Annotated in this window: 18 protein-coding genes; 7 read left to right on the top strand and 11 right to left on the bottom strand. The window is 43.4% G+C overall.

Going from position 1 to position 24,281, the window contains the following annotated elements; all coding sequences use genetic code 11:
- Positions 1-114: 114 nt before the first annotated feature.
- Both L4D20_RS00175 and L4D20_RS00170 read right to left on the bottom strand, forming a co-directional pair.
- Positions 115-1,086 (bottom strand): linear amide C-N hydrolase, encoded by a 972-nt coding sequence (locus tag L4D20_RS00175; RefSeq protein WP_428799543.1) that lies wholly within the window; start codon positions 1,084-1,086, stop codon positions 115-117.
- A 43-nt stretch (positions 1,087-1,129) separates the two neighbouring features.
- Positions 1,130-1,909, bottom strand: coding sequence for a hypothetical protein (locus L4D20_RS00170; RefSeq protein WP_428799542.1), 780 nt, complete (start codon positions 1,907-1,909; stop codon positions 1,130-1,132).
- A gap of 376 nt (positions 1,910-2,285) precedes the next feature.
- Between L4D20_RS00170 and L4D20_RS00165 the strand changes: the two genes are divergently transcribed.
- The 5 genes from L4D20_RS00165 (at position 2,286) to L4D20_RS00145 (ending at position 8,786) form a co-directional block, all read left to right on the top strand.
- Positions 2,286-3,593 (top strand): acetyl-CoA hydrolase/transferase family protein, encoded by a 1,308-nt coding sequence (locus L4D20_RS00165; protein ID WP_428799541.1) that lies wholly within the window; start codon positions 2,286-2,288, stop codon positions 3,591-3,593.
- A gap of 13 nt (positions 3,594-3,606) precedes the next feature.
- Positions 3,607-5,751: a fatty acid oxidation complex subunit alpha FadB gene (fadB, locus tag L4D20_RS00160; RefSeq protein ID WP_428799540.1), complete on the top strand. Its 2,145-nt coding sequence runs from the start codon at positions 3,607-3,609 to the stop codon at positions 5,749-5,751.
- Between the two features lie 15 nt (positions 5,752-5,766).
- Positions 5,767-6,930, top strand: a complete 1,164-nt coding sequence (gene fadA, locus L4D20_RS00155; RefSeq protein ID WP_428799539.1) for an acetyl-CoA C-acyltransferase FadA — start codon at positions 5,767-5,769, stop codon at positions 6,928-6,930.
- Between the two features lie 308 nt (positions 6,931-7,238).
- Entirely contained in the window at positions 7,239-7,895 is a 657-nt protein-coding gene (locus L4D20_RS00150; protein WP_428799538.1) for a hypothetical protein, read from the top strand.
- 36 nt (positions 7,896-7,931) lie between these two features.
- Positions 7,932-8,786, top strand: coding sequence for a LysR family transcriptional regulator (locus L4D20_RS00145; RefSeq protein ID WP_428799537.1), 855 nt, complete (start codon positions 7,932-7,934; stop codon positions 8,784-8,786).
- Here the strand turns inward: L4D20_RS00145 and L4D20_RS00140 are convergent.
- Together L4D20_RS00140 and L4D20_RS00135 are read right to left on the bottom strand one after the other, a co-directional pair.
- Entirely contained in the window at positions 8,728-9,507 is a 780-nt protein-coding gene (locus L4D20_RS00140; protein ID WP_428799536.1) for a TSUP family transporter, read from the bottom strand. The two genes, L4D20_RS00145 and L4D20_RS00140, sit on opposite strands and share 59 nt — an antisense overlap.
- Positions 9,508-9,738: 231 nt before the next feature.
- Positions 9,739-9,999, bottom strand: a complete 261-nt coding sequence (locus L4D20_RS00135) for a DNA polymerase III subunit epsilon (RefSeq protein WP_428799535.1) — start codon at positions 9,997-9,999, stop codon at positions 9,739-9,741.
- 215 nt (positions 10,000-10,214) lie between these two features.
- On the opposite strand from L4D20_RS00135, the gene L4D20_RS00130 reads away from it, so the two are divergent.
- Complete coding sequence (locus L4D20_RS00130; RefSeq protein WP_428799534.1) at positions 10,215-11,888, top strand: amidohydrolase; 1,674 nt, start codon at positions 10,215-10,217, stop codon at positions 11,886-11,888.
- Positions 11,889-11,971: 83 nt separating this feature from the next.
- On the opposite strand, the gene L4D20_RS00125 is transcribed toward L4D20_RS00130, so the two are convergent.
- Positions 11,972-12,970 (bottom strand): arginine deiminase-related protein, encoded by a 999-nt coding sequence (locus tag L4D20_RS00125; RefSeq protein WP_428799533.1) that lies wholly within the window; start codon positions 12,968-12,970, stop codon positions 11,972-11,974.
- Between the two features lie 309 nt (positions 12,971-13,279).
- On the opposite strand from L4D20_RS00125, the gene L4D20_RS00120 reads away from it, so the two are divergent.
- The gene (locus L4D20_RS00120) at positions 13,280-15,109 is read left to right on the top strand and encodes an ABC transporter ATP-binding protein (RefSeq protein WP_428799532.1); all 1,830 of its coding nucleotides are present in this window, start codon (positions 13,280-13,282) and stop codon (positions 15,107-15,109) included.
- A 514-nt stretch (positions 15,110-15,623) separates the two neighbouring features.
- Here L4D20_RS00120 and L4D20_RS00115 read toward each other — a convergent pair.
- From L4D20_RS00115 to hutW, 6 genes are all read right to left on the bottom strand, one after another.
- Complete coding sequence (locus L4D20_RS00115) at positions 15,624-17,300, bottom strand: flagellar assembly protein A (protein ID WP_428799531.1); 1,677 nt, start codon at positions 17,298-17,300, stop codon at positions 15,624-15,626.
- A gap of 282 nt (positions 17,301-17,582) precedes the next feature.
- Positions 17,583-19,289 (bottom strand): ABC transporter ATP-binding protein, encoded by a 1,707-nt coding sequence (locus L4D20_RS00110; RefSeq protein WP_428800718.1) that lies wholly within the window; start codon positions 19,287-19,289, stop codon positions 17,583-17,585.
- A 182-nt stretch (positions 19,290-19,471) separates the two neighbouring features.
- Positions 19,472-21,601, bottom strand: coding sequence for a TonB-dependent hemoglobin/transferrin/lactoferrin family receptor (locus L4D20_RS00105; protein WP_428799530.1), 2,130 nt, complete (start codon positions 21,599-21,601; stop codon positions 19,472-19,474).
- Between the two features lie 180 nt (positions 21,602-21,781).
- Positions 21,782-22,327: a heme utilization protein HutZ gene (hutZ, locus tag L4D20_RS00100; protein ID WP_428799529.1), complete on the bottom strand. Its 546-nt coding sequence runs from the start codon at positions 22,325-22,327 to the stop codon at positions 21,782-21,784.
- Complete coding sequence (hutX, locus tag L4D20_RS00095) at positions 22,324-22,842, bottom strand: heme utilization cystosolic carrier protein HutX (RefSeq protein WP_428799528.1); 519 nt, start codon at positions 22,840-22,842, stop codon at positions 22,324-22,326. The genes hutZ and hutX overlap by 4 nt, the downstream gene beginning before the upstream one ends.
- A gap of 10 nt (positions 22,843-22,852) precedes the next feature.
- The gene (gene hutW / locus L4D20_RS00090) at positions 22,853-24,241 is read right to left on the bottom strand and encodes a heme anaerobic degradation radical SAM methyltransferase ChuW/HutW (protein ID WP_428799527.1); all 1,389 of its coding nucleotides are present in this window, start codon (positions 24,239-24,241) and stop codon (positions 22,853-22,855) included.
- Between the last annotated feature and the right edge of the window lie 40 nt (positions 24,242-24,281).

Below are 24,281 nucleotides of genomic sequence, written 5' to 3'. Positions count from 1 at the left end.
TCGACTATCCACAGATCTGCCTTTCGACGCTAACTACGCTAAAAAGCTTACCTGCTATCCTTGCTCTTTTTTCTTACGCTTCCTTTCTACGACTCACCTTTTTACATCTCTTTATTACAAATAAAGCGGCTTAGCTAAATCGACATCAGACGCTAGGATCGTTTTGTAGTTCCACTGCTCTTGAGACCAATTCTCTCCGCTGTATTTGAACACCACATCACCAGAGTTAAGATTATAAGTAATTGTGTATTCCGTAGCATAAGTCGCTAGTACAGTACCCGGCTTATACGCCGCCTGTTGAGGCACCTTAAACGCCGTTCCTTCTACTGCCATCATTGCATTTAACGGTGAGGTAGCCGTCTCTAGTTGAGACACGTAGTAATTCGCGTAAAGGAATCTTTGCTCTGATTCCGTGTTACCCGCCCCTAGAGCAAAAGTGCTGTTATACCCACCAGAGTCTTTTAGCTCTTTTTCTTTTTTATTCCACGATTCAAGTAAACCGGCTTGGCTAGTGTTAGTAACAACTCGAGCATCTTCACCTCGGTGAATCTTGATGCCATCCTTATCGTATTGAATAACAGCACGGTCACCGGATTTGTCTGAAACGATATAGTGCCAAAGCGGAGGCTCTGCCATCGTAGGAATGGTTGTCAGACCGAAATCAATACTTTCGACGTTATCGAGTACTTCTTGTACCGATGCGTAATTAGCAAGAATGTAAGCGACGTATTCGTTCTGGCTGATTTGAGTTTCAGATGCCTTCTCTGCACTCATATCTTGGTAATACTGTAAACTGCTATGAAGTCCTTCTTCATTCACCCCTTCACCCACTAATTTTCCATAGCCAGCAACAGCCAAGAAGTTATGTTTTACCGTGTATGAGTTTTCAGACTCACTACCATGGAAGTATCTCTTCTCTCCTTCCCTTACGGTCAATAGTAATGGTTGCGTTGATTCCATCCAGTCCATTGTCCGTGTTAAAACAACACCTTCTGGGCTATCCCAAAATACATTTGAACAAGCCAGTACTGACCCTGAAGAAATTAGAGCACCAAGTAAAGCGGAACCAATAATTGATTTTTTCATGCGGATACCTATTTTTGTTGGTTATATTAATAATTTGACAACATTAGATGTAATATTTAAATCCAAGTTCTATGCGTGAAGAGTTGACCCACCCTTGATTTATATTTAAATAATTTAATTTTGATTCCTGATGCTCATACGTTGTCATCATCCAAAGTCTCTGGCTATCAGTAATAGGTGTGCCGATTTGGAACTTTAATTTAGCGCTTTCACGCTCAATATCATCACCAGAAATAGACATATATTCAGGGAAGAAGCCAATATAGCTTCTATTTTCGGAAATACGACGTGTTAAGAATAGCGTAGCTAAATACCCATCAACATCTTCGCCATACATTTTTCCTTTTGTATAAGCGATATTTGGGAATGCCATAAACTTCTCGGTATACATTGGGTTTACCATACCCACTACACCGAACGAGGCGAGCGTCATATCATCTTCATTATTGACTTGAGGAAGAGCGCTATGAATAAGATCAACGGAAAAACCAACTTTAGGAAAGCTTGTCACCCCACTGTCCATCACATGAAAATATTGCAAGCGCCCGTTATTGTAGCCAACACCGTAATCTTCATCATCGAAACCCGCATCACCAAAGGTAACTTCACCATAGAGAAGGAAGCTATCATTATTGTCATACGTGCCTGAAATTGAGCCCAACAGTTTTATGTTGCTATCACTATCAATGGATGCTCCCACTTGGGTATAGACTTTTGTCATATCTCCAGGGTCAACTTCTGTTGTCTCTTGTGCATATGCACTCAACGGTAGCACTGCCACACACACTATTGGGTACATGCACTTCTTAAGTCGTCTCATCATTAATCCTCAATTGAATTTGAGGCCAGTCTAAATCGATAAAAATATCAATTATTGACGCTGATCGAATTTCTATTTTTGTGACCAAATAAGTATAACGAATGTCCTAAAGTGCCAAAGAAATATAGTTATTTTCACGACAAATAAACCACGAATATACAACCAGTTTTACTTGAGTGTTTTGTGATCTAATCCATAGAAAAAAACATTGTCTAGTTTAGTTAAATTACTGACCTATTAAGCCAAGTATCGACATTCGTATCCATGTAATTTAGAAAGAGAAGACATGGAAAGTCTCTACCCTACATTAGGAACTTAATATATTTATAAATCTACAATTAATATATTCAGTTATTTAATTACTATAGAGATGATAATTATGAACAAATGGCAAGAACGTTACAGTGAAAAAACAATAAGCCTTAATTCAGCAGTTAATAAGTTATCGCAAGGCGATAAGGTTTGGGCTGGTGGTTTATTATCTTCACCAATAATGCTTTTACTTGAATTAGATAAACACCTAGATAAACTGGAGCCTTTCGAGCTTTATGCCGGTCTATTGACTCACCCCTTCGATTTTTTAAAACCGCAATATAAATCTATCGTCCATCATAAAAGCCTGTTTATGGGGCCACTTGAGCGAAAAATTCAAGCACATGGCAACATTGAAGTCACCAACTTCCATTTCTCAAACTTCGATGAAATTTTCAACCGTATTCAACCTAATTGTATGATGGTTGAAGTAACTGAACCTGATGAAAATGGCTACATGAGCATGGGTGCATGCGGAGGCGTTGGCAATAAAGTCGCTTTGCAAAGCGCAACAAAAATCATCGCTGTGGTGAATAAGTTCCAGCCCAAAATCACCAATAAAGACAATTTGATTCATGTTGATGAAGTTAGCTTCTTAACCGAAGGCCACCATCCAATCGCTGGCCCTAAAGGGGCGGAGCCTTCTGACTTAGAGATCTCCATCGCTGAGCACGTAACCCCCTACATTAAAGATGGCATGACCATACAAATCGGTATCGGCACTATCTCAAATGCATTGGGTATGGCTTTGAAAGGTCACGCTAATCTAGGTATTCATACCGAAATGTTTACTGAGTCAATGATGGAGCTATGTAAAGCGGGCGCGGTAAGCTGTGCAAGCAAGAACTACAAGCCAAATAAAATTGTGACAGCCTTTGCGGCAGGGTCACAAGATCTCATCGATTACATTGATGGTAACCCCCAAATAGAGATGGGTTGTGTCACCGATGTGGTCAATCCTAACATCATTGCTAAAAACGATAACTTTGCCTCAATCAATACCTGCGTGATGGTTGATTTAGTTGGTCAAGTCGCCTCAGAAGGTGTTGGTCACTCTCAAATATCTGGCTCTGGTGGTCAAGTCGACTTCGTGCGTGGAGCGCGCATGTCTAAAGGCGGCATCAGCATTCTAGCACTGGCATCGACCCACAAAGGCAAGCAAGGTTTAGAATCGACGATTCGAACAGCTCTTCCTGCTGGCACACCTGTCACCACCCTACGAAATGATGTTCAAGTGGTAGCGACTGAATTCGGCGCCGCGGATTTACGTGCCTTAAACACACCAGAGCGCGTTTTGGCTCTTATCAACATCGCCCATCCTGAATTTCGTGAATCACTCCTGTCTGACGCTAAAGCGTGTGGCTTAATCAAATAATAGGACTGTCATTATGTTTAAAGGCCAACATTTTAGCCTGATTCAACGCGGTGAGTTTATCGAACTCGTTTTAGACTCGCAAAAAGATCACATGAACACGCTGAGTGAAAGTGCATTAACCGAGCTGGAAACGTGCATTGAGCAGCTAGAGAGCAACACGCCTGCTGGACTCATATTTCACTCGACCAAAACTGTGTTTAGCGCTGGCGCGAATATCAAAGAGTTTGAAGGTATTTTTGATGGTGGGGAAAATGCCATTGATCGCTACCTTGCGTGGTCACAAGGCATTCTCAATCGATTAGAGGACCTTGACACACCTAAAGTCGCTGTGATCAATAACTTTGCAGCAGGTGGTGCGGTCGAGCTGTCGCTTCTAGCTGAATACCGAATAGCAACACCGAAAGCAAAGCTACTACTACCTGAAGTTAAACTTGGCATCATGCCTTGCTGGGGTGGTGTGACACGTTTACCTCGAATCGCAGGGCTCGATACCGCCATTCAATGGATCACCACAGGTAAGCAATTTAAAGCGGAACAAGCGTTAGAGCATCACGTTATCGATGGTGTCATCAACCCTAAAACCACCTGCCTACTTGAGCAAGCAGAGAAAATTCTACAATCCTGTTTAAATGGTGATTTGGATTGGCGTCAACGTCAGGAAGAGAAGCGCTCTCCACTTCCAATGAATGACCACGAAGTTTCCATGTCTATTACCGTCGCAAAAGGCATGGCTGCAAAGGTGGCAGGGCCGAACTACCCTGCACCTAACGTCATTTTAAACACCATGTTTAAATCGGCTAAACTAGGTCGTGACGAAGCATTATCACTTGAACGCGCTGGCGTGGTGAAGTGCGTAGAGTCAGGCGTTGCTGGCGCATTAGTTAACGTTTATGTCAGTGATTTGAACGTGAAATCAAAAGCCAAATCTACGGCTAAGTCTGCCCAATCAATTGATGAAGTAGGCGTGATTGGCGCAGGTATCATGGGCGGTGGAATCGCCTATGTAACCGCTGACAAAAACATTGATGTGGTGATGAAAGACATCAATAAACAGGGCCTCGCGTTAGGTTTAGCCGAGGCCAACAAACTGCTCTCCAAGCAAGTCGAAAGAGGCCGTAAGAAGCCAGCTGCTATGGGGGAGGTTCTAAACCGCATCACGCCAACGCTACATAATATCTCTTTGGAGAAGAACAGCCTTGTTATTGAAGCAGTCGTTGAGAACCCAATCATCAAAGAGAAAGTGCTAACAGAGTTAGAGCAAGTCGCTCCCAACGCGGTTATCGCTTCAAACACATCAACCTTGATGATCAGCGGCCTTGCTCATGCGCTTAAGCATCCAGAAAACTTCTGCGGCATCCACTTCTTCAACCCTGTACATAAGATGCCATTAGTTGAGGTGATTAGAGGTGAGAAGACCTCTGATGAAACCATCGCGACAGCCGTGAGTTATGTGCTGTCACTAGGTAAAACGCCTATCGTAGTCAACGACTGCGCAGGTTTTCTCGTCAACCGCTGCTTAACCCCATACTTCCTTGCCTTCAACCAACTCGTCGTTGACGGTGGCGACCTTACAACCATCGATAAAGTGATGAGTAAGTCGTTTGGCTGGCCGATGGGACCAGGATTACTACTTGATGTTATTGGCTTGGATACCGCTTCTCACTGTATCGACGTCATGAATGAGGCATTTGGCGAGCGCTTGGCGACTCCAAAAGTGAATCTGATTCAGAAATTCGTTGATAACGGTAAGCTTGGTCAAAAATCTCACTGCGGATTCTACGCGCACGAAGCCGACCGCCGTGGTCGCATCAAACCTGTTGCCAGTGAATCATCCAACGCTCTTCTAGCGGAGCATGTAAACGCACCACAATCGCTCACTAGCGAAGATATCCAAATGCGTATGATGCTACCAATGATGTTTGAAGCAATTCGTTGTTTAGACGAAGGCATCATTGCTTCCGCTGCTGAGGGAGACATTGCGTTTGTCTATGGTACAGGGTTCCCTCCATTCAGAGGCGGTCTGTTCTACTACATGGACCAATTTGGCTTAGATAACTTGCTTACCGTTGCCGAAAAATACCAACACCTTGGCGAGCTTTACAAAGTACCGAAAGGGCTTACTGAACGCGCCACCAAAAACCAAGCTTTTTACGCTTAACTTCGGAGAAGAACAATGAGAAATGTAGTAATTGTTGACGCGATTCGTACTCCGATGGGGCGTTCAAAAAATGGTGTATTCAGACACACGCGTGCGGATGATTTATCTGCAAACCTAATGAAAGCAATGTTTGAGCGTCAGCCGAAAGTGGCTGCATCGTTAATTGATGATGTCATTTGGGGCTGTGTTCAGCAAACAGAAGAGCAAGGTGCTAACTTGGCTCGAACCGCTGCGCTGCAAGCAGGTTTACCCGAGGAAACACCAGCAACTACGGTTAACCGTTTGTGTGGCTCTTCGATGGATGCGCTGCACATGGCAACGCGAGCAATTAAAGCCGAAGATGCAGATATTGTCTTAGTCGGCGGTGTAGAACATATGGGCCACGTTCCGATGACGAAAGGCATCAGCATGAACCCGTTCAATAAACACATGGCGCAAGCCTCTGCCATGATGGGGTTAACCGCAGAAGCGTTAGGTAAAATGCATAAGATCAGTCGTGAAGAGCAAGATGAGCTTGGCGCTCGTTCACACAGACTTGCACATCAAGCGACGCTAGAGGGCCGTTTTGATGATGAAATAGTACCTATGATGGGTCACGACGAGAATGGCTGCCCTACTCTGGTAAAGTACGATGAAGTAATTCGTCCAGAAACAACCGTTGAGTCACTTGGGAAGCTACGCCCTGTCTTCGACCCGGTGAGCGGTACGGTGACGGCAGGTACATCATCTGCATTGTCCGACGGTGCCTCTTGTTTACTTGTCATGAGTGAAGACAAAGCACGTGAATTGGGCCTAAAACCAAGAGCACGTGTCATTTCGGCTTCAACAGCAGGCGTACCCGCTGCAATTATGGGTTACGGACCAGTTCCAGCCACCAACAGCGCGCTTAAAAAAGCAGACTTATCAATCAGCGACATAGACTTTGCAGAGGTGAATGAAGCCTTTGCCGCGCAAGCTATTCCTTGTCTAAAAGATTTAGGTTTGTGGGACTCACGTGAAGACAAAGTCAACCTTCACGGTGGCGCAATTTCTCTTGGGCACCCACTGGGCTGTTCTGGTGCACGTATTGTGGGATCACTTATCAATATCATGGAACAGCGTGGAGGTCGTTACGGCCTAGCGACCATGTGTATCGGTATGGGACAAGGTATCGCGACTATTATTGAGCGTGTCGAGTAACCTACGCCATTTATCTAAGTTGCTTTAGATAAATAACAGATCTGTCTAGATATATGTGCAATAAAAAGCCCTGAACTCTTATTCGAAACAACGAGTTTAGGGCTTCTTTGTTTGAACAATTAATTGATATTTGCCACCAATAAACAGTGCGGCTTTACAGTGTAAAAGTCAGATGAAGGATTAAAATCATAAAATTCGATAACACCTTTTTCTTTTCATTAATCTTATTTGTCAGTCACCAATCAAACCCTTCCTACTTGCTAGCATCTAACTAAACCCGAGCAAACTAAGACAGAAAGAGATCGCCTATGAATCACAAAGAAAGCGCACGAGATACCGAAATAACCATAGAGCCTCTCCTCTCTCAAGTCGATGGAAGCAAAAAACAATCAATGAAACAGACGCTAACTGAAGATATTTCAGCCGCCATTGAACTGTACGACTCTCATTTGAAGCCGGGCTGCATAAAGCTGCTTGAATTAAACAAAGCCACACTTGCCGCCGAGCGTAAGCAGGCAAGAAAGCAAAAGCTGTATCGATTAAGTTGGATCACTTCATTGTCATTACTGGTTATCTTGGTCAGCCACTTCGCTACGGGTATTAATATCTTTACTGTTGTGGGTTTGATATTCAGTTACTTTGTCGGCAGTTTGCTGCACCATAAGTTTTCACCCGAAATAGAGCTGCCTAAGGAAAGAGAAGAGCTATTCACACTCAACAATAAGCTTCGGCAAGAGGCTCTGGCGGTAGAGAATAAACAAAGTGGTTGTCTGCACCGCTTATTAGTCGCAGCAGGCTTAGATGATGACATTAAAAACAGTGGTTTGGTGGATGAAGAAGGGAAAATCACTGCATATCAACTAGACGGAAATGGTTTGTATCAGTATCTCGATGCGATGAATTTATTAATGGAGGATCGCGATAACCTTAACCGGTTGAGCCAAACTAATACTTCACTGTGCTAGTATCTAACTCTAATTCCTAATTTTCATCGGATAACCATGCTACTAGAAGGCATCGAAACCCTGTTAGTTCTCGCTCAAGAAAAAACCATGAGCCGCACTGGAAGCCGGCTTTATATTGGACAATCGGCGGTTAGCAAACGCATAGCGAACCTTGAAAAGAAGCTTGGGAAAAAGTTAATTGAGCCTGAAGGTCGGCAGATAAGGCTAACCTCCGATGCTATCGCATTGATCGAGAAAATTGGTCCAAGCCTTAATGAGCTAAGAGGTCTAATAGCAGAAGAGCAAACGATTGATGATCACTCGGTCATTCGTATCGATTGTTCAGAGACATTAGTGGCGGGTTATCTAAGTGAAATGTTACCTAACATTCTCATGCAAGACCCATATGTCACAATCACCACCAATCACACGCCTAGAATTATTGAGCACGTAAAATCTGGTGATGCACTAATTGGTCTGTGCGCAGGACATCTCAATGCACGAATCGGCCTTCATGCGACTCATCTGTTTAATGAACCCTTTAAGGTAGTGAGTAAGTCCCCACTTACCGCCCCACCGCCGAGCTTAATCACTAACGATTTAAATAATCCAGCGAACACTTACCAAGCAGGTTTGCTGCAACAAGCGGGCATAACCCCAAGCATGCAGATGGACTCGTATACTGCTGCGGCACAATTAGCAATTCAAGGTGTATCGCCTGCCTTAGTACCGCTTTCTATTATCAAAACGCTGCATATAAGTGAAGCTCACTGTTTTGACTTTGAGTTTTTGGCCTCGTTAACTCGCCCAGTTCATGTTGTGTATCGCCCTTCAGCCCTTAAACTTCCACGTGTTAAATTAGTGATAGCAGCCATTGAGAATTCTGTGCCCAAAGTAGCTTTAACGCCATAACCATCGACATCACAACAACCAGTGGACGAATGTACTTTTTGCCTTTAGTGACTACCATTTTTGCGCCCATTCTTGCACCAATAAAACCACCTACTGCCATGACTAGTCCTATCTCCCAGATAGGTAAACCCGCCATAATAAAGAACAACAGTGCCGCCAAATTAGAGGTAAAGTTAAGCACTTTGGTTCTAGCTGTCGCATGAACTATTGAAAGCTGCGCAATAGCAACAAAACAGATAGTAAAAATTGAACCCGTACCGGGGCCAAAGAAACCATCATAAAAACCAACGCCCGTCCCTACTGAAAAAGCAAACATCGATTCCGATAATTTCGGCTTTCCACCGCCCTCACCGGCTTGTGGTGCTAATAAGAAATAAAGTGAAATACCAAGTAGAAGGATGGGAATGAGGCTCGTCAGCACGCCCGCATCGATATGTTGAACTAACTCCGCACCGATGGCGGAGCCGATAAATGTACACAAGATTGCAAGTCGCATCTCTTTTAGGTTTACGATGCCATTACGCACAAAATACCAAGAGGCCGAGAAGCTACCAAATGAACTTTGTAATTTATTGGTTGCAAGCGCTTGAGTCGGAGGAACACCAACCGAAAGCAGCGCAGGTAGAGTCAAAAGCCCGCCACCGCCAGCCATTGCATCAATAAAGCCCGCTAGGCCTGCGATGAAAAAAAGCATCGCGAGTACGTCTAATGTGATATCCATTACATCCACTAAATTGAAAATGATGACGTAATGTTACCCATTAATAAAAACAACACTAGCGAAATAGAGGATAGAAACCTATTCCATATAGGAATTGTTTAACATCAAACCTAAGCATTACTTAATAGGGTCAGTGGGTATCCTCATCAGCCTTCATTGTGAATAGATAAAAATAAACCCCATTTATTTGAAATAATAAATGGGGTTATTGTTTTAAGGCTTGGAGTCTGCTTACTCTTGATCTTCCTGACCATTAAACGACGCTTCAATCCTTGCAAGCTCTTCTTTTTCTTTAAGGCGCTTCTCTTCTTGAAGTTCTGCTTTTCTCACATTCATCGCCTTACGCTCTGATTTAGTAAGAAACTTCACCGCTTTTTTAGTAGCAAGCGCATAGGCAATGACGTCTTCACCTTTTTCTCTACGCTCACTCACTCGCTGCGAAAATCGTTCGTCATCACGAGCTTTACGTTCTGCGGCTGTTAACTTGCTCATCTCTCATATCCTGTTTAATTAATCGTTGTACTATTTCAATGTGCTCAGTTGAAAATGAGATGTATTGAACATTCATAGTGCTGATAAAAGGATTTTAGCATAATAGCCTTCGAGACATACGCTGCAATTTATATTGACCACGATAGTTGGCTCTTTTTTAAACATACGGAATCACAATCTATACTCACAATGATTGTCATACATAAGGAAGAAGCATGAAGCACGCTTATCTATTGGCTATTATCGCAAGCCTAACCACGAGTCCTTTCACTCAAGCCGCGATGAAAGCCGATACTCTGTTAACCGACGCCATTATTTACGGACACAATCAGGCTGATACGATTGCGATTAACAATGGCAAGATTATGTTTATTGGGAAGAGTTCAGAAATAAAGCCTTACATGACGGACAAAACAGAGGTCATCAACCTTGAACACGCCTATGTCATGGCCGGCTTTATTGATAATCACAACCATGTTTTCGAAGCGGCTTCAGAAGCAGGCGGAAATTGCGAACTAAGCTTAGATGCCACACTGGAAGAGCAGATCCCTTATTTAAACGCATGTCGTGAAAACGCCCAATCAGACGACTGGATCATGGGCTATGGTTTTTCCTTGGCAGCCATATTGAGTGACGAAGATCGCTACACGCCTCTTGAGATCATTGACCGTATCTTTCCAAAGCAACCCGTCGTACTAATGGAACAAACGTCGCATTCGATGTGGGTGAACTCGGCCGCGCTTAAAAAAGCCGGAATCACTAAGACCTCCTCTGAGCCTCAAGGGGGAAAGATCCTCAAAGACGATCAAAGCGGCGAGCTTAACGGGATCCTCTTTGATAATGCAGGGGATCTCGTGATGGAAATGGCGTGGAATAGCCTTGATAATCAGTTCTCTCAAAGCTACCAAGGATTAATGAACGGCCTTGAGGAAGCGGCAAAACATGGTATTACCACCATTGGCGATGGACGCCTATATTGGAAGCGAGGCTGGTATGAAGTATGGAAAGAGGCCGAAAAGAATAATGAGTTAACCGCTCGAGTATCTTTGCGTCCGTGGATTTACCCAACCGACTCTATGCCTCCACAATTGGAGTTCCTAGAATCTGTCCATTCCAGTGATAAGTCCCGCTTGCTCATTGTTGACCAAGTAAAGATGTACAGTGATGGCATCTTGATTAACGGCACTGCAAAAACACTGGCCCCCTATTTAAACACCTACATTCCTGATGAGCCGTATGGCATCAATTACATTCCCCCACAGAAGATGAAGTCGTGGCTAGATGCGCTTGATAAAATCGGATACAGCGCTCACATTCATGCCATTGGTGATGGTGCGGTTCATGAGTCATTAAACGCTATCGAACATGCTCAAAAGCAAGGTTCCGACAAGGCCTATACATTAACCCATGCCGAATTAGTCGACTCTAAAGACATCCCTCGTTTCGCCAAGCTAGAAGTAACCGCTGATTTTCAAGGCGGGTCTGATTATGTCGCGCAGCATGACCATCAATGGGCAGAAGCGTTTATAGGAGCTAAGCGTGCAGATTCATTGATGAACCCGAGAGCGATTTTCGACACCGGCGCTAACGTCACCTTAAGCAGCGATTGGAACGTCCATGATATCAATCCGCTTGTTGGCATCGCGAACAGCTTAAAGATGAACAAGACGGGCCTTCCTGATATTCATTCCGCTATCAGTGCTTACACCATCAATGCAGCGAGAAGCTTAGGAGTTGATGACATTACAGGTTCGATTGAGTTAGGGAAATCTGCTGATTTGGTTGTTTTGGCTAATGATATAACGCAACTTCCAGCGAATGAAATTGCAGAGACTGAAATTCTTATGACGCTGCTACGAGGAAATATCGTCTTTGATAGTGAAGAGTAAATAACGAAAATTACAGCGCACAACGTAAAAGATAACAAAAACAAAAAGGGCCAAAATCACGAGATTAATGGCCCTGACTCAGGTTATAGCAGCTTCTTGCGTGTTGGTAAGAACACCTCACCAAGCATGCATCGCACACTACCACCACCAATCGACTCAATGGTACTGACATCAAAGGGCAGCAGTTTTCCATGCGTGGATAGTTGAGCTAATTGAGCAGGCGAAAACGCATCGTACGCCGATTGCGACATCGCGATGACTTTATTGCCATTAACAGTTTCTAATTGAAGAATGTTGCCGCAGAACTGATTCATCTGCTCGACAGAAATTGAAATCACTTGCTTGCTTTTCGACAGCGACTTAATTACAAATCGGCGTTCGAACTCAGGGATAACTTCGTCACAAATCACGCTAAACCCTTCGCCAATCGCCATCATCACATTGGTGTGATAGACAGGCTGGCCTGACTCTAGAGCAGTCTGAAACGAAATCACACGGTGATAGCCAATACGTTTTGCGTACTCTTCTAGAACTTCTCTGTCACAGCGTTGTGATAGAGCGGCATAGATAGTGCGGTTGACGTGATCTTTAACCATCACCCCCGTACTTTCTAAGTACGCTTGCTGCTCGGCATAGTCCTCTAGTGTATCGACATGGTCAACATTTCGGCCAGAATCGTTCAGCGCTGAAATAAGCTCATTAACGCGCACCTCATGTCTGCGGTTTTTACATGCCATTGGAAAAGTAAAGAGATCACCTGATGAGGTGGTGCTAAACCAGTTATTCGGAAAAACAGCATCGGGGGTCGCTGTGTCTGATATCGAATAATCAAAATCGATCACCTGCACCCCTTCACCACGAAGCCCCGCAACCATCGTACGGTACTCATTCATCGTTTGTTGATGAACCTGCTCTGGTGTTAGATCGGGTCGATGTTGAAACTCATTGTCTGCTGCGGTCTCTGGATTAAAAGAGAACTCCTTTGGTGACACCATTACCACGCAGTTCGCGTTTTGAATGTGCACGTTACGCATATTTGAAATTTGGTCAGGTGCAGCCGTCTGCTTTTTATTTTGCAACATCGTCTTGGCTCTTTTTAACTTACGATTTGCAATTGTAAACACATTGTTAAGAGTGATTTTACTGAAGTTACTAATAAATCAGTCAGCAACAATTGGTTTTTCCTGTGCCTTGAGGATTTTTCAGTTAAATTTACTGTCTCGTATTCGATAAATATTTATATAACCCGTTGTGGGTAACCACCACAGCACAACATATTGATGACATTTCATATCCAATCGTTATAACATGGCTTGGCCTTACTTTTTCTCTTATGTACTTACCACCAACTGATAAATACACTAAGAATGGGCTTAATATTAGGATGATTTATGTTCAAAAAATTCGAAGGTTTCACTAAGCCTTTTCCCGACGAAGAGCCAGGACAGCCACCAACCGGTATTTTTGCATTTTGTCGTTATTACACCCGTGGATTTGAAATCCCACTGATAATCATGTCAGTCATGTCTATGATTGTCGCTATTGTTGAAGTGTCACTTTTTGGTGCCATGGGCCAGCTTGTTGATTGGCTATCGACCAGTAACCCTGAGACATTTTGGCAAGATTACGGCAGCTCATTAATGGGCTATGGCGTGCTATTGCTTATCGTCATGCCGGTGCTTGTCATTGGTTACTCCCTATTGATTCATCAAACGCTGTTGGGTAACTATCCCATGTCGATCCGTTGGTTGGCGCATCGATACTTACTAAAACAGAGCCTAAATTTCTATCAAGACGATTTTGCGGGCCGAATTGCCACCAAAGTAATGCAAACGTCGCTTGCAGTACGTGAAACCGTCATGAAATCGATGGATGTATTCGTTTACGTATCGGTCTACTTCGGCTCTATGGTGGTGCTGCTTGCTTATGCTGACTGGCGATTAATGATACCCATGCTAGTTTGGCTTGGTTGTTATGTTGGGATTCAGCTCTATTTTGTACCACGACTCAAGAAAATTGCAGCCGAACAAGCTGATGCTCGATCAACCATGACGGGGCGCATAGTTGATAGCTATACCAACATTGCTACGGTTAAGTTGTTCTCTCATAGCAAACGGGAAACGGAATACGCTGAAGAAGGCATGCAAGGTTTCCTTGGTACTGTCTACAAACAGATGCGTCTTGTAACTGGTTTTGATGTTTTAGTCGAAATCACCAATTACGTACTGGTTTTCTCAGTCGCTGCATTATCTATATTTTTGTGGATGGACGGTTCGATTACGGTTGGTGCCATCGCCATAGCGATCAGTTTAGCGCTGCGTATTAACGGTATGTCGATGTGGATCATGTGGGAAGTCAGTGCTCTATTTGAAAATATGGGTACTGTCGTTGATGGCATGAAAACATTGGCCAAACCTGTAGATATTCAAGATAAGCCAGAAGCTAAGCCGTTGACCGTACCTCACGGCGGGATTAGCTTTGAAGATGTCAGTTTTCACTATGGTGAAAACAAAGGTGTGATTAGTAACCTCAACCTTGATATCAAACCAGGTGAAAAAGTGGGTCTTGTTGGGCGTTCAGGGGCTGGTAAATCCACCTTGGTTAATCTTCTTCTGCGCTTCCATGATGTGGAAAGTGGCAAGATTAAAATTGATGGCCAGGTGATCTCTGATATTACTCAGGATTCACTGCGCAGCAATATCGGTATGGTGACACAAGATACCTCACTGCTGCACCGCTCTATTCGAGACAACATTTTATACGGCAACCCTGATGCGTCTGAAGAGGAATTGATTAAAGCAACCAAACAGGCACACGCCGATGAGTTTATCGAAGCGCTGACCGACCCATTTGGTAATACGGGTTACGATGCTCAAGTGGGCGAACGTGGCGTTAAGCTCTCTGGTGGCCAGCGCCAGCGCGTGGCTATCTCTCGCGTGCTATTAAAAGATGCACCTTTACTGGTACTGGATGAAGCAACCTCTGCACTCGACTCTGAAGTAGAAGCTGCAATTCAAGAGAGCTTGAATGAGTTGATGCAAGGAAAAACCGTTATTGCCATTGCACACCGACTGTCCACCATCGCAGCTATGGACCGTTTAATCGTTCTTGATAAAGGCAGTGTGGTTGAACAAGGTACGCACCAAGAGCTCATTACTCAAAAGGGAATCTATGCGCAACTTTGGGCACATCAAACGGGTGGCTTTATCTCTGAAGAGTAACTCTTAAACTCGTTTTAATAATGATGACTAAGGGAGCTATATGCTCCCTTTTTTCTTATATATTAATGATTAATAGAAATCCCGCTTCAATTCACCTCGAAAATTACTCTGACCACCCAGTCAAAAATCATCAATACAGATCACAATATCGACTCAATGTCTTACTATTGTTACTAAATAATGTGAGGTAGATCGTGGCGAAATGTGCAATTCAAGGCTAAATTCAATACAGACTCAAACGAAGATAGAGTCAATAGTTAGCTCAGTGAAGAGCGCCCTGTTGTATAAAGTGAGGGATATAATGAAAAAAACAAGAAGAGCACAATTGCATCGCGTCAGAATTCAGTATTGGAAAGACACCAATAAAGATGCAAAGAAGCCGTAAACTGGCTTACCAATAAAATGTTTAACCAAAAAGAAGCTGGCTTATAGCCAGCTTTAACATTTTTAGAGCCTAAGTATTTTTATCATGTAAGTATTTTTGAATCTAAATAATTAGGTATTATCCGCTTCATTATAGCTCTGCAACCGCTTCATCACCCATCATCGACGCACAATTAATTTCGTATTGGTTATACGTAAAGACGCTTGGTCCGTGGCTGCGCTTGGTAATCACTTTATCATCGCCAAACTGTACCGTGACATGCGAATAGACTTTATTTTTCACCTCAACGGTATTCGTCGCTAATAACGCGTCAAATTCTTCTTTGCATGAATCGACCGCAAACTTGGCTTTTTCGAGCTTAGTATTGGCCTGAAGCTTAAACGCCTCAAGCTCGCTCTCTTGTTCTTCAGTTCGCTGAGATTTTGGGATTTTCTTAAACTCTAACTCACGCCTAATCACTTCCATGGTCGACTCTTGTGCGAGCTTATAGCGTGCTTTTAGCTTAGAAATGCGCTCTTTAAACATGGGGAACTTAGCAAAACCCTCTACATGCGTTGCAGTATCACCTTCCACACCAAGGTTAATACACGTCACCTTACCGCCAACCTTCGCAATACCGCCACTTAAAGTTCCCTGCTTGTCTGAACTATCATTGACGTGTAGGTCTTTGCCACAGCGCAAAACGTTATTTAAACAGTGTACTGACAAAAAGATATCTTCCGCAGCCTGCAACTCTGAGAACTGAGCGTAATTGGCTCGAATTAGCCCGCCTGATTTAACGACACAACTTTTGGCATCACCTTCAGAAGTAGTATGGCCAATGATCCCTTTAGCCACTTCAATATCGCCCTGAGCTTGTACATCAGCACTTTCAATAAAACCGCCAACAGTAATCGATCCGGTTGCTCGCACCACCATATCTGACTCAATATTGCCACTCACAACAATAGAACCTTTGAATTTTATATGGCCTGTTGCGACACCAATATTATTAAGGACAAGTGCGTTATCTACATCAACCGTTCTCTCTTTCAAGATAGGCATACCAGATAGACTAGCAAGTAATAGATTGGGGTTAGTCGGAGAGATGTGGGATCCTTTGCCCGCAGAAAGTGGTTTGTCATTACCTGGTTTCGGGGGAATCACTTTGCCTTGTACGGTAATGCCTGCTGTGCCTTTTGTTGCTGGAATACGCTTCATTAACGGCTGGTCAACATCAACGGTAATCGTCTCGCCCAGGTTAAGCATATCAACTTTGTCATCCTCACCTTCAGCTTGAGGCGCTAACACTTGGCTAGTCACATCTTCTACCATAGGGATGAACTTGGAGTCTTTACCTTGAATCTGGCTCACTCCTTTCGCCACAACCTGAGTGAAGGTTTCTCCCGCTTTCAGCTGATTACTCACCACCAGCACTTTTTTAAGCGCGAGTTTATTAATCCCTTTAGTGATGTGTGCTTGTGACAAGCAGTGAACAATTTCATTGCCTCTTAAACCACGCCCACCATAAGCGCCAGTAACAGTAATACTTGCTAACATATCATGGTCAGAAAGATCGACTTTCGCTTCTGCGTTGCGAATTTCTGCCACTAATATTCCGTCGTATGCGTCTTTTTTTAGCTCTTTGGCACGCGTAACAAAACGTAAGACATTCTCTTCAATAACACAAAGATGTCCCGCCTCGATATTGGTAAGAGCTTCTTCCAGACCTCTCGCATCGAAGTTATTATCGACAGTAATATCTACTGTCAATCGCGCAATGACTTGCTGTTTATCATCTGAAAAAGAGATGAAGTTTTTCCACATACAACGTACCTGTTAAAGGAATGGGTCCATTTTTTACAGTTTATACAATTTATTTTAGGTGAAAAATACATCATTCTCAAAATTAAGGCATGCATCACTAAGGTGACCTTTATTCCATAAATTGTAACGGTAACTTAATAGTAGATTAAGATGCATTTTAACGCGTTACCAATAACCTGCATAAATGAAGCCATAACGGACAAAGCATACAAAAAAACCCGTTACTACATTAATGCAATAACGGGTTATTAAATCACTTTCTATAATTTCTTACCGATCTAATCAACCATATAGAGTTTGATACAGTCCCTCTTCTTCGACTAACTCGTGATGTTGTCCTGATTGGATAACATTGCCATCCTCAAGCACATAAATCACATCCGCTTGTTTCACCGCAGAAAGTCTATGCGCGACAATGAGCGTGGTTTTACCCACTAAAAACTCACTCATAGCTCGATGAAGTGCAGATTCAGTCGCAGTATCTAACGCTGATGTTGCTTCATCTAAAATAACAAAATCAGGATTGGTCAGTACCATACGCGCAATCGCTAACCGTTGTCTTTGTCCCCCAGAAAGGCGAACCCCCTGCCTTCCAAGCTGAGAGCTGAGTCCATCAGGCATTTTTTCAACCACCTCTGTAAGCTGAGCTACAGATAGTGCCTCATTAAGCTGAGCATCCGTATAGGACTCACCAAGCGTCAAGTTCTGCCTAACCGTGTCATTGAAGATCATCGGTTGCTGTAACACGGGGGCTATTTTAGACCGTAGAGCTTCATAACCCACTTGTTCAATAGGGTAACCATTGATCAATATGTCGCCACTCTCTTTTTGATAGATGCCTAACAACAGTTGAATCAAGGTCGACTTACCACCGCCAGATGCACCAACAAGCGCCACTCTCTGACCTTTCGCAACGGTAATATTCAAGTTATCTAATACCTTGCGCTCACCATCAAATGAAAAGCTGACGTTGCGACACTCAATCTCAAAGGATTCATTGTCTTTAAATGGGTTAACCGTTGGGGTTGGTCGGTGTTCTTCTTCAAGCGCGAGAATAGTATTAATCCGTTTCATCGCCGCATTCGCGCCAAACCATGAGTACTGGATATTAAGTAGATCTTGAATTGGCGAGAGCATGAACCAAAGGTAACCAAAAATAGCGAAGATCTGCCCTACGGTTAAATCGCCCATAAGCACTAGAACCACCGCCGCCGCTCTGAATATCTCAAAGCCCACCAAGAACATTAAAAATGACATGCGATTGGCGGCATCTGATTGCCATGCGTAATTATCGGCATCAACTCGAATATCGTTCGAATCACTCTTTAACTTGGTCAGGTATTGTTGCTCACGGTTGGAGGCTCGTAACTGATACAAACCCTCTAGTGTTTCAACAAGGCGCTGCTGAAATCGCTCAAAGGATTTATTCTCTCGCTTTTTCAGCGTCTTGACTTTTTGCCCCATCAAACGCGACAAATAGACAATCACAGGATTCAACAACACAATGAAGAGCGCCAGTTTCCAATCAAGCCAGAACAAAACCGCTGCAATGCCGATGGTGCTCAATATCGCGATTAAAAATCGGCTCAACGCACTGCCAATGAATTTGTCTATCGTTTCAATATCAGTCACGAAGTGGGACGTCAGAGAGCCACTGCCTCTCTCTTCATACTGACGCATGCTAATCCTGCCAAGCTTAGTCAGTAACTGCTCACGTATCTTCCCAGTGAGAGATTTAGAGATCAGTGTAAATTGCCTAGTCTGATAGATATTCAACGCTTGACTAGCAATACGCATGATCACCACAAGCGCCGTTACTATCACGACATAGCCGAAAGGGGTTTGCCAACTCAGTGGCACTATCTGGTTAATCAGCGCAATACCAGAGGCAGGTTGGTGCAACACCACTTCATCAATCAACAACGGCATAAGCAAAGGAATGGGCACGCTCAATATCGTTGCAAAAACCGCAACAATATTCGCGGAAATAAGCTTTCGTTTATGCTTAGAAGCTTGCTCAATAAGCCACGTTCGATTAATAAATAATGTCGTCAAAGTTTATACCTTAAAAAATAATAACGAACCAATATAACAAAACCGCTCTTCATAAGAAGAGCGGTAACTTAGGATTTTCTTTATTAAGAAAAGCATTCCCTATTTAAAAAGAGAAATTAGAACTCATATTTCGCTGTCACCGCAAAGCTTCTGCCAGCTTGAGTATAGAACTTATCTTCCTCAGTTAGACCGCGAACATCACTCCAGTTGTAATACTCTTCATCTGTCGCGTTAAAGATACCAGCGCGAAGTGTTACGTCTTTCATTGGAACATAGTAAGCGGTTAGATCAACAACCGTTGAACTTTCTGGTGTGAACGCGTCTTCAGTGTTACCCATACGGTCAGTACCTGGTGTCACATCGCTTTGCTTCTTCTTCGCTGTATAAGTCACTTTTAGTGAAGAACCCCAAACGTTTGAAGGCGCATCATAATTAAGACCAATGACTGCATTCCACGGGTTCACCGAGTTTAATGCATCATTATTACCATCTTTACCTTCTGTGTACGCTGCTGCAATACGAGTCGTTATACCTTCAGCACTACCGGTTAGCTCATACCAATCTAGAGTATTACCAACTTCAACACCCTTGATCGTTGCTTCATCAATGTTCACGTATTGATATTCCAACAGACCGCTACTTGCATACGTTGAATCCGTATCAATGAAGTTATCATAGTCACTATAGAAAATGGCAAACTCAGTTGAACTCGCCGCAACATCGTGTCTCCAACCTAGCTCATAAGACACACTTTCTTCTGCTTCTAAATCTGGGTTTGGAACGCTCGCATAGCCATGCATTGGGTTACCAAATGAATAGAATAGCTCTTGGAAATCAGGGGCACGGAAGCCTTGGCTAATTTGCGCGAAAATTTTGTTTTCTTGGTTTACAGTGTAAAGCCCACCCAGTCGACCTGTTACTGCAGAATCAGAATACTTTTTGTAAAGAGTTGGATCATAAGTTCCATCAGGGAAGTTACTGCCAGGGTCTGTTTCAAATGAGTCAAAACGTACACCAGGAGTTAAAATCAGATTACCAATGGTGATTTCATCTTGAGCAAAGAAACCATAACGGGTTTCAGAGGCTTCTGGCATGTAGAACACCGTGATGTCATCTTGAATTGAGTTATATTCATGGTTAGTGTTTGAAATGTCTTTGTTAGAGAATGAAGCACCATACACCACAAAGTGTTCTGCTGATCCGGTTTCAAAGTACTTGTCTAGCTGAACATCGGCTTGAACGCCTTTATCGCTGTATACGTAATCTTTCTTTTGTACATTACCAGCACTGTATGATCGGCTCGGCGTAATATAGGTACGATTAGTAATGCCTTGCTGATCTTTGGCTAGGTAATCAAGCTGCCAAGTCAGTGTATCAGCCGCAGCCGCTTGCATATCCCAGATGTGCTTAAGGCCAATACGGTAGCGATCGCTGATATCTTCACCTGTGTAGTTGGTGTAAGCATCATCGGTAAAGTCAGTTTTCACCGTGCTGTTAACGTACTCTCCAGTAAACTCAACACGGTGAGCTGGATTGATTTGATACTGAAGTTTTAAAAGCAGGTTATTGGCATCTGAGCTTTGCTCGTCCATGTTGCCAAAGTTATCCACTTCTTCGCCATCTCGACGCGTATACGCGACTAAAGTTTCAAGATCGCCTACTCGGTTAGCAAGCGCAACAGATTCACTAAATGTGTTATCTGCTGACGAGAAGTTAAATTTCGCATGACCGCCAAAGTCTTTACCGTCCTTTAGAAAGTCCGTTGGATCTTTTGTTTCAAATGCAACAATACCACCAATAGCATCACTACCTTGTAGCGAGGATGCCGCACCTTTGACCACTTCAACCGATTTCAGCATATCGACATCAACATCAACACGACCAGAGTTGATGAATGAATACTCGTTTTTAAACTGGTTAGGCTGAGATACACCATCGACCAAAATCTTAATACGGTTCCCTTCCATGCCACGGATATTAATACTCTGAATACCTTGGCGAGAATCCGATTGAACATCAACGCCCGGCGTATAGCTAAACAGCTCAGCCACAGAGTTAACCATGTTCTCTTCGATCTCTTGATCGCTAATTACCGTGACAGAAGCGGCGGTATCTTGAATCGTTTGGTTGGTGCGAGTCGATGAAACGACGACTTGATCTAAGGTAAATACCTCTTCTTCAGCCATGACAGCGTTAGAAGCCAAGATCGCAGTGACCATCACTGCTAAAGGTGTTTTGTTGTACATGTTAATCCATTCCCTAAATTTGAGGCGAAAAGTCCCCTGACCAGCTCACAATGAACTGGTCTAACTGTTGATTTGTTATTGTTCTAATTAATTTAAACGGCTCTATTGAGCAGTAGAGCTAATCTATTATTTAGTGCTAAGTTATTTAGAAATAATGTGTGATTTAGAAATAACGAGTGACTAGCTTGGCTCTACTGCCAACTGAGCCTCTTTTTTATCTCTCATATGCCCTTCCGAAAGATGAAGGAAGCTGAGTAGGTCATCACCAGACACATTGAACGCTTTACCAAAGCCTTTTACATAGCGGCCTTGTTCTGGTACCAGCTGATAAAGGTTAAAGTCATCTAATGTGCTGAGATTATCAATGATGTCACCAAAGCGTTGACGCAACGCCGTGATACCTTCAACACCCATCTCTGACTGTTTATCCACACACGAAGCTTGTGAGTCAAAGCTTAAACGACGGCGAGCATAAATAGACTTCGCTTGAGACTCATCTTCGATCATCATGATAGACACACACTTGGTATGCTTTAAATTCTGGCCATGCTGAGCAATATCACTGATCAAAATAAAGTAACCATTTTCAGTGTGTGCGTAAGGAGCATAACTAACATGAGGCACACCGTTATTAAGCGTCGCCAGTTGCAGTGTCTGACAGTTGTCTCTAAACTCTTGAATCTCTGGTCCTAGACGGTCTTGTAGTCTTTGCTGTTTATCTATCACGCGATGAATTCCTTCTTTAACTCTTTAAATGCTTCTATTTGCTGTGGGATTAATTGGCGGCTTTTATCGCGACCAAGGTAAACTTTAAATATGCAGTGGCCATCATGGGTATAAAAACCAATGTAGTGACTTTCCATTGACCTAAAAGGTTTACTGACAAAAGCGATATGCTTCACTAAGTCAATTTTCAGGTGTCCGTGCAACCCTTCTTTACCCATGATGTTGTAATAGCCATGCGCTACTTTTCCCTTAGGGAACGGGTTTTTAAATTCAAAAATGGAGCCAAAAGAGTGCACGATAGTGGTTACTTTTCCCCAATCTGGAAGTTGAGTTAGGATCGCTTCTGTATGGACACCATTAATGGTTACCACACACTCATCAGGGAGTGCGAACGTCACCTCACCTTCGGTCAAGCCGAGCTGTTCTGCCATTGAAGAGACTGGCGTGCCGTTATCTTGGGCTAACACATTCGCTACTTTTTGTTTTACTTCTAGGTATGAATTACTTACAAACATCCTATCTCCGTTACGCTACTGCGGTAGCTGTTTCTAATTTTTGTGAGCTGATCTTTTGTTTAGAAAATGACTGAATCACTTGAATGGCATTTTGCGCCAATGTGACTGACCAAAACTGACCCGCTAACGTGAGTTGTACGTATTGATAATCTGCTTCTACTAAGCCATTCTTTTGCCATGCATCGAACAAAGGCTTTAACGCTGAAAATAATGGATAACCCGCGATTTTATCTAAACTTGTTTGAGACAATACGCCACGGTCAAACGCAGACTTAATAGCGCTGTTGATAGGGGCTTGCTCAGAAACCTGCATCAAACCATTAATAGGAAAGAGCTTCTGGTCGATCGCCTCAATGTACTTATCCATATCTCGATATTGCATCATGGCAAAACCGTTTACATTGCCACCCGAACCTGCACCAATGGGCAACACTTCAGCCGTTGTTTTAGCTAGGCTGTTATAAACGCTGCGCTCGCGGTTGCCCGATGCCCAGTGATTAACACTTAATCGTCTTTGATGGTGCGTAGCCATAAACTCAACACCCATTTTAAACATGCTCGCCTTCATTGCCGTGTCAGCAGGCATAGGCAACTTGCCTTGCTCAACCGCGCGCTCCATCGGCAGCCCTTTCATTTCAATAAGCTGGTAAAGGTCAACACCGTCTACACCTGATTCAATATAACTATCAAGATCATGCAGCCAATTTTCTAGGGTTTGATGCGGCAGCCCATACAGTAGATCGATAACAATGGGAGCCGCGTTATAGCTCACCATCGATTGCAGCCTGTCCATCACATAATCGCTTTTGTCTAAACGTTTGGCCGCCAGTCGAACTGTATTGTCAAAGCTCTGAACACCAAAAGAAAAACGGTTAAAGCCACCTTCTAAAGCTGACTCAAACTTTTGGTCATCAAAGCGGTTAACTCGCCCTTCGAGGGTAATCTCACAATCAGCCGTCAACGGGAACGAAGAACGAATCAGTTTCCCCAGCACCTCTAAATGCTCAGCAGAGAGATCCGTTGGTGTTCCGCCACCAACGTACACCGCTTGAAACGGTGCAGATTGCGTCCATTCAAACGAAGACTTCCAACGAATCTCTTTCACTAGTGCTTCGAAGTATTGATTCATGAGTTGCTTAGATGAGGCGTACTGAAAGAAATTACAGTAAGTACAACGAACTCGACAAAACGGAATGTGGATATAAAGACAGCGAGCAGACCCTCTTTTTGTCGCCGAGACACTTAAAGCGGTATTCAGCTGCATCTGCACTTTATCGGGCGATACGGCACTCATGTTCCCACCTGCATGAGCACCCTTTTTTTTACCGAATGCAAAGCGAAGTGGGTCTGGTGTAGAGAGGCCGACTAAATCGACGTCTGAGGTATCAATCGTAACCATAAGATTTATATGTTTATTTTATCGATCCGTTCAATTTGAC

It is taken from the genome of Vibrio kyushuensis, from assembly GCF_050337325.1.
Lineage (GTDB): Bacteria > Pseudomonadota > Gammaproteobacteria > Enterobacterales > Vibrionaceae > Vibrio > Vibrio kyushuensis.
This window is presented reverse-complemented; position numbering and strand designations above follow the sequence as displayed.

Excerpts from the sequence above, each read along its gene's own strand:
- hutX (WP_428799528.1), bottom strand. The coding sequence starts at position 22,842 with ATGTTTGTAAGTAATTCATACCTAGAAGTAAAACAAAAAGTAGCGAAT.
- fadB (WP_428799540.1), top strand. The coding sequence starts at position 3,607 with ATGTTTAAAGGCCAACATTTTAGCCTGATTCAACGCGGTGAGTTTATC.
- L4D20_RS00105 (WP_428799530.1), bottom strand. The coding sequence starts at position 21,601 with ATGTACAACAAAACACCTTTAGCAGTGATGGTCACTGCGATCTTGGCT.
- L4D20_RS00165 (WP_428799541.1), top strand. The coding sequence starts at position 2,286 with ATGAACAAATGGCAAGAACGTTACAGTGAAAAAACAATAAGCCTTAAT.
- L4D20_RS00170 (WP_428799542.1), bottom strand. The coding sequence starts at position 1,909 with ATGATGAGACGACTTAAGAAGTGCATGTACCCAATAGTGTGTGTGGCA.
- L4D20_RS00120 (WP_428799532.1), top strand. The coding sequence starts at position 13,280 with ATGTTCAAAAAATTCGAAGGTTTCACTAAGCCTTTTCCCGACGAAGAG.
- L4D20_RS00140 (WP_428799536.1), bottom strand. The coding sequence starts at position 9,507 with ATGGATATCACATTAGACGTACTCGCGATGCTTTTTTTCATCGCAGGC.
- fadA (WP_428799539.1), top strand. The coding sequence starts at position 5,767 with ATGAGAAATGTAGTAATTGTTGACGCGATTCGTACTCCGATGGGGCGT.
- L4D20_RS00130 (WP_428799534.1), top strand. The coding sequence starts at position 10,215 with ATGAAGCACGCTTATCTATTGGCTATTATCGCAAGCCTAACCACGAGT.
- L4D20_RS00115 (WP_428799531.1), bottom strand. The coding sequence starts at position 17,300 with ATGTGGAAAAACTTCATCTCTTTTTCAGATGATAAACAGCAAGTCATT.
- hutW (WP_428799527.1), bottom strand. The coding sequence starts at position 24,241 with ATGGTTACGATTGATACCTCAGACGTCGATTTAGTCGGCCTCTCTACA.
- L4D20_RS00150 (WP_428799538.1), top strand. The coding sequence starts at position 7,239 with ATGAATCACAAAGAAAGCGCACGAGATACCGAAATAACCATAGAGCCT.
- L4D20_RS00135 (WP_428799535.1), bottom strand. The coding sequence starts at position 9,999 with ATGAGCAAGTTAACAGCCGCAGAACGTAAAGCTCGTGATGACGAACGA.
- L4D20_RS00125 (WP_428799533.1), bottom strand. The coding sequence starts at position 12,970 with ATGTTGCAAAATAAAAAGCAGACGGCTGCACCTGACCAAATTTCAAAT.
- L4D20_RS00145 (WP_428799537.1), top strand. The coding sequence starts at position 7,932 with ATGCTACTAGAAGGCATCGAAACCCTGTTAGTTCTCGCTCAAGAAAAA.
- L4D20_RS00175 (WP_428799543.1), bottom strand. The coding sequence starts at position 1,086 with ATGAAAAAATCAATTATTGGTTCCGCTTTACTTGGTGCTCTAATTTCT.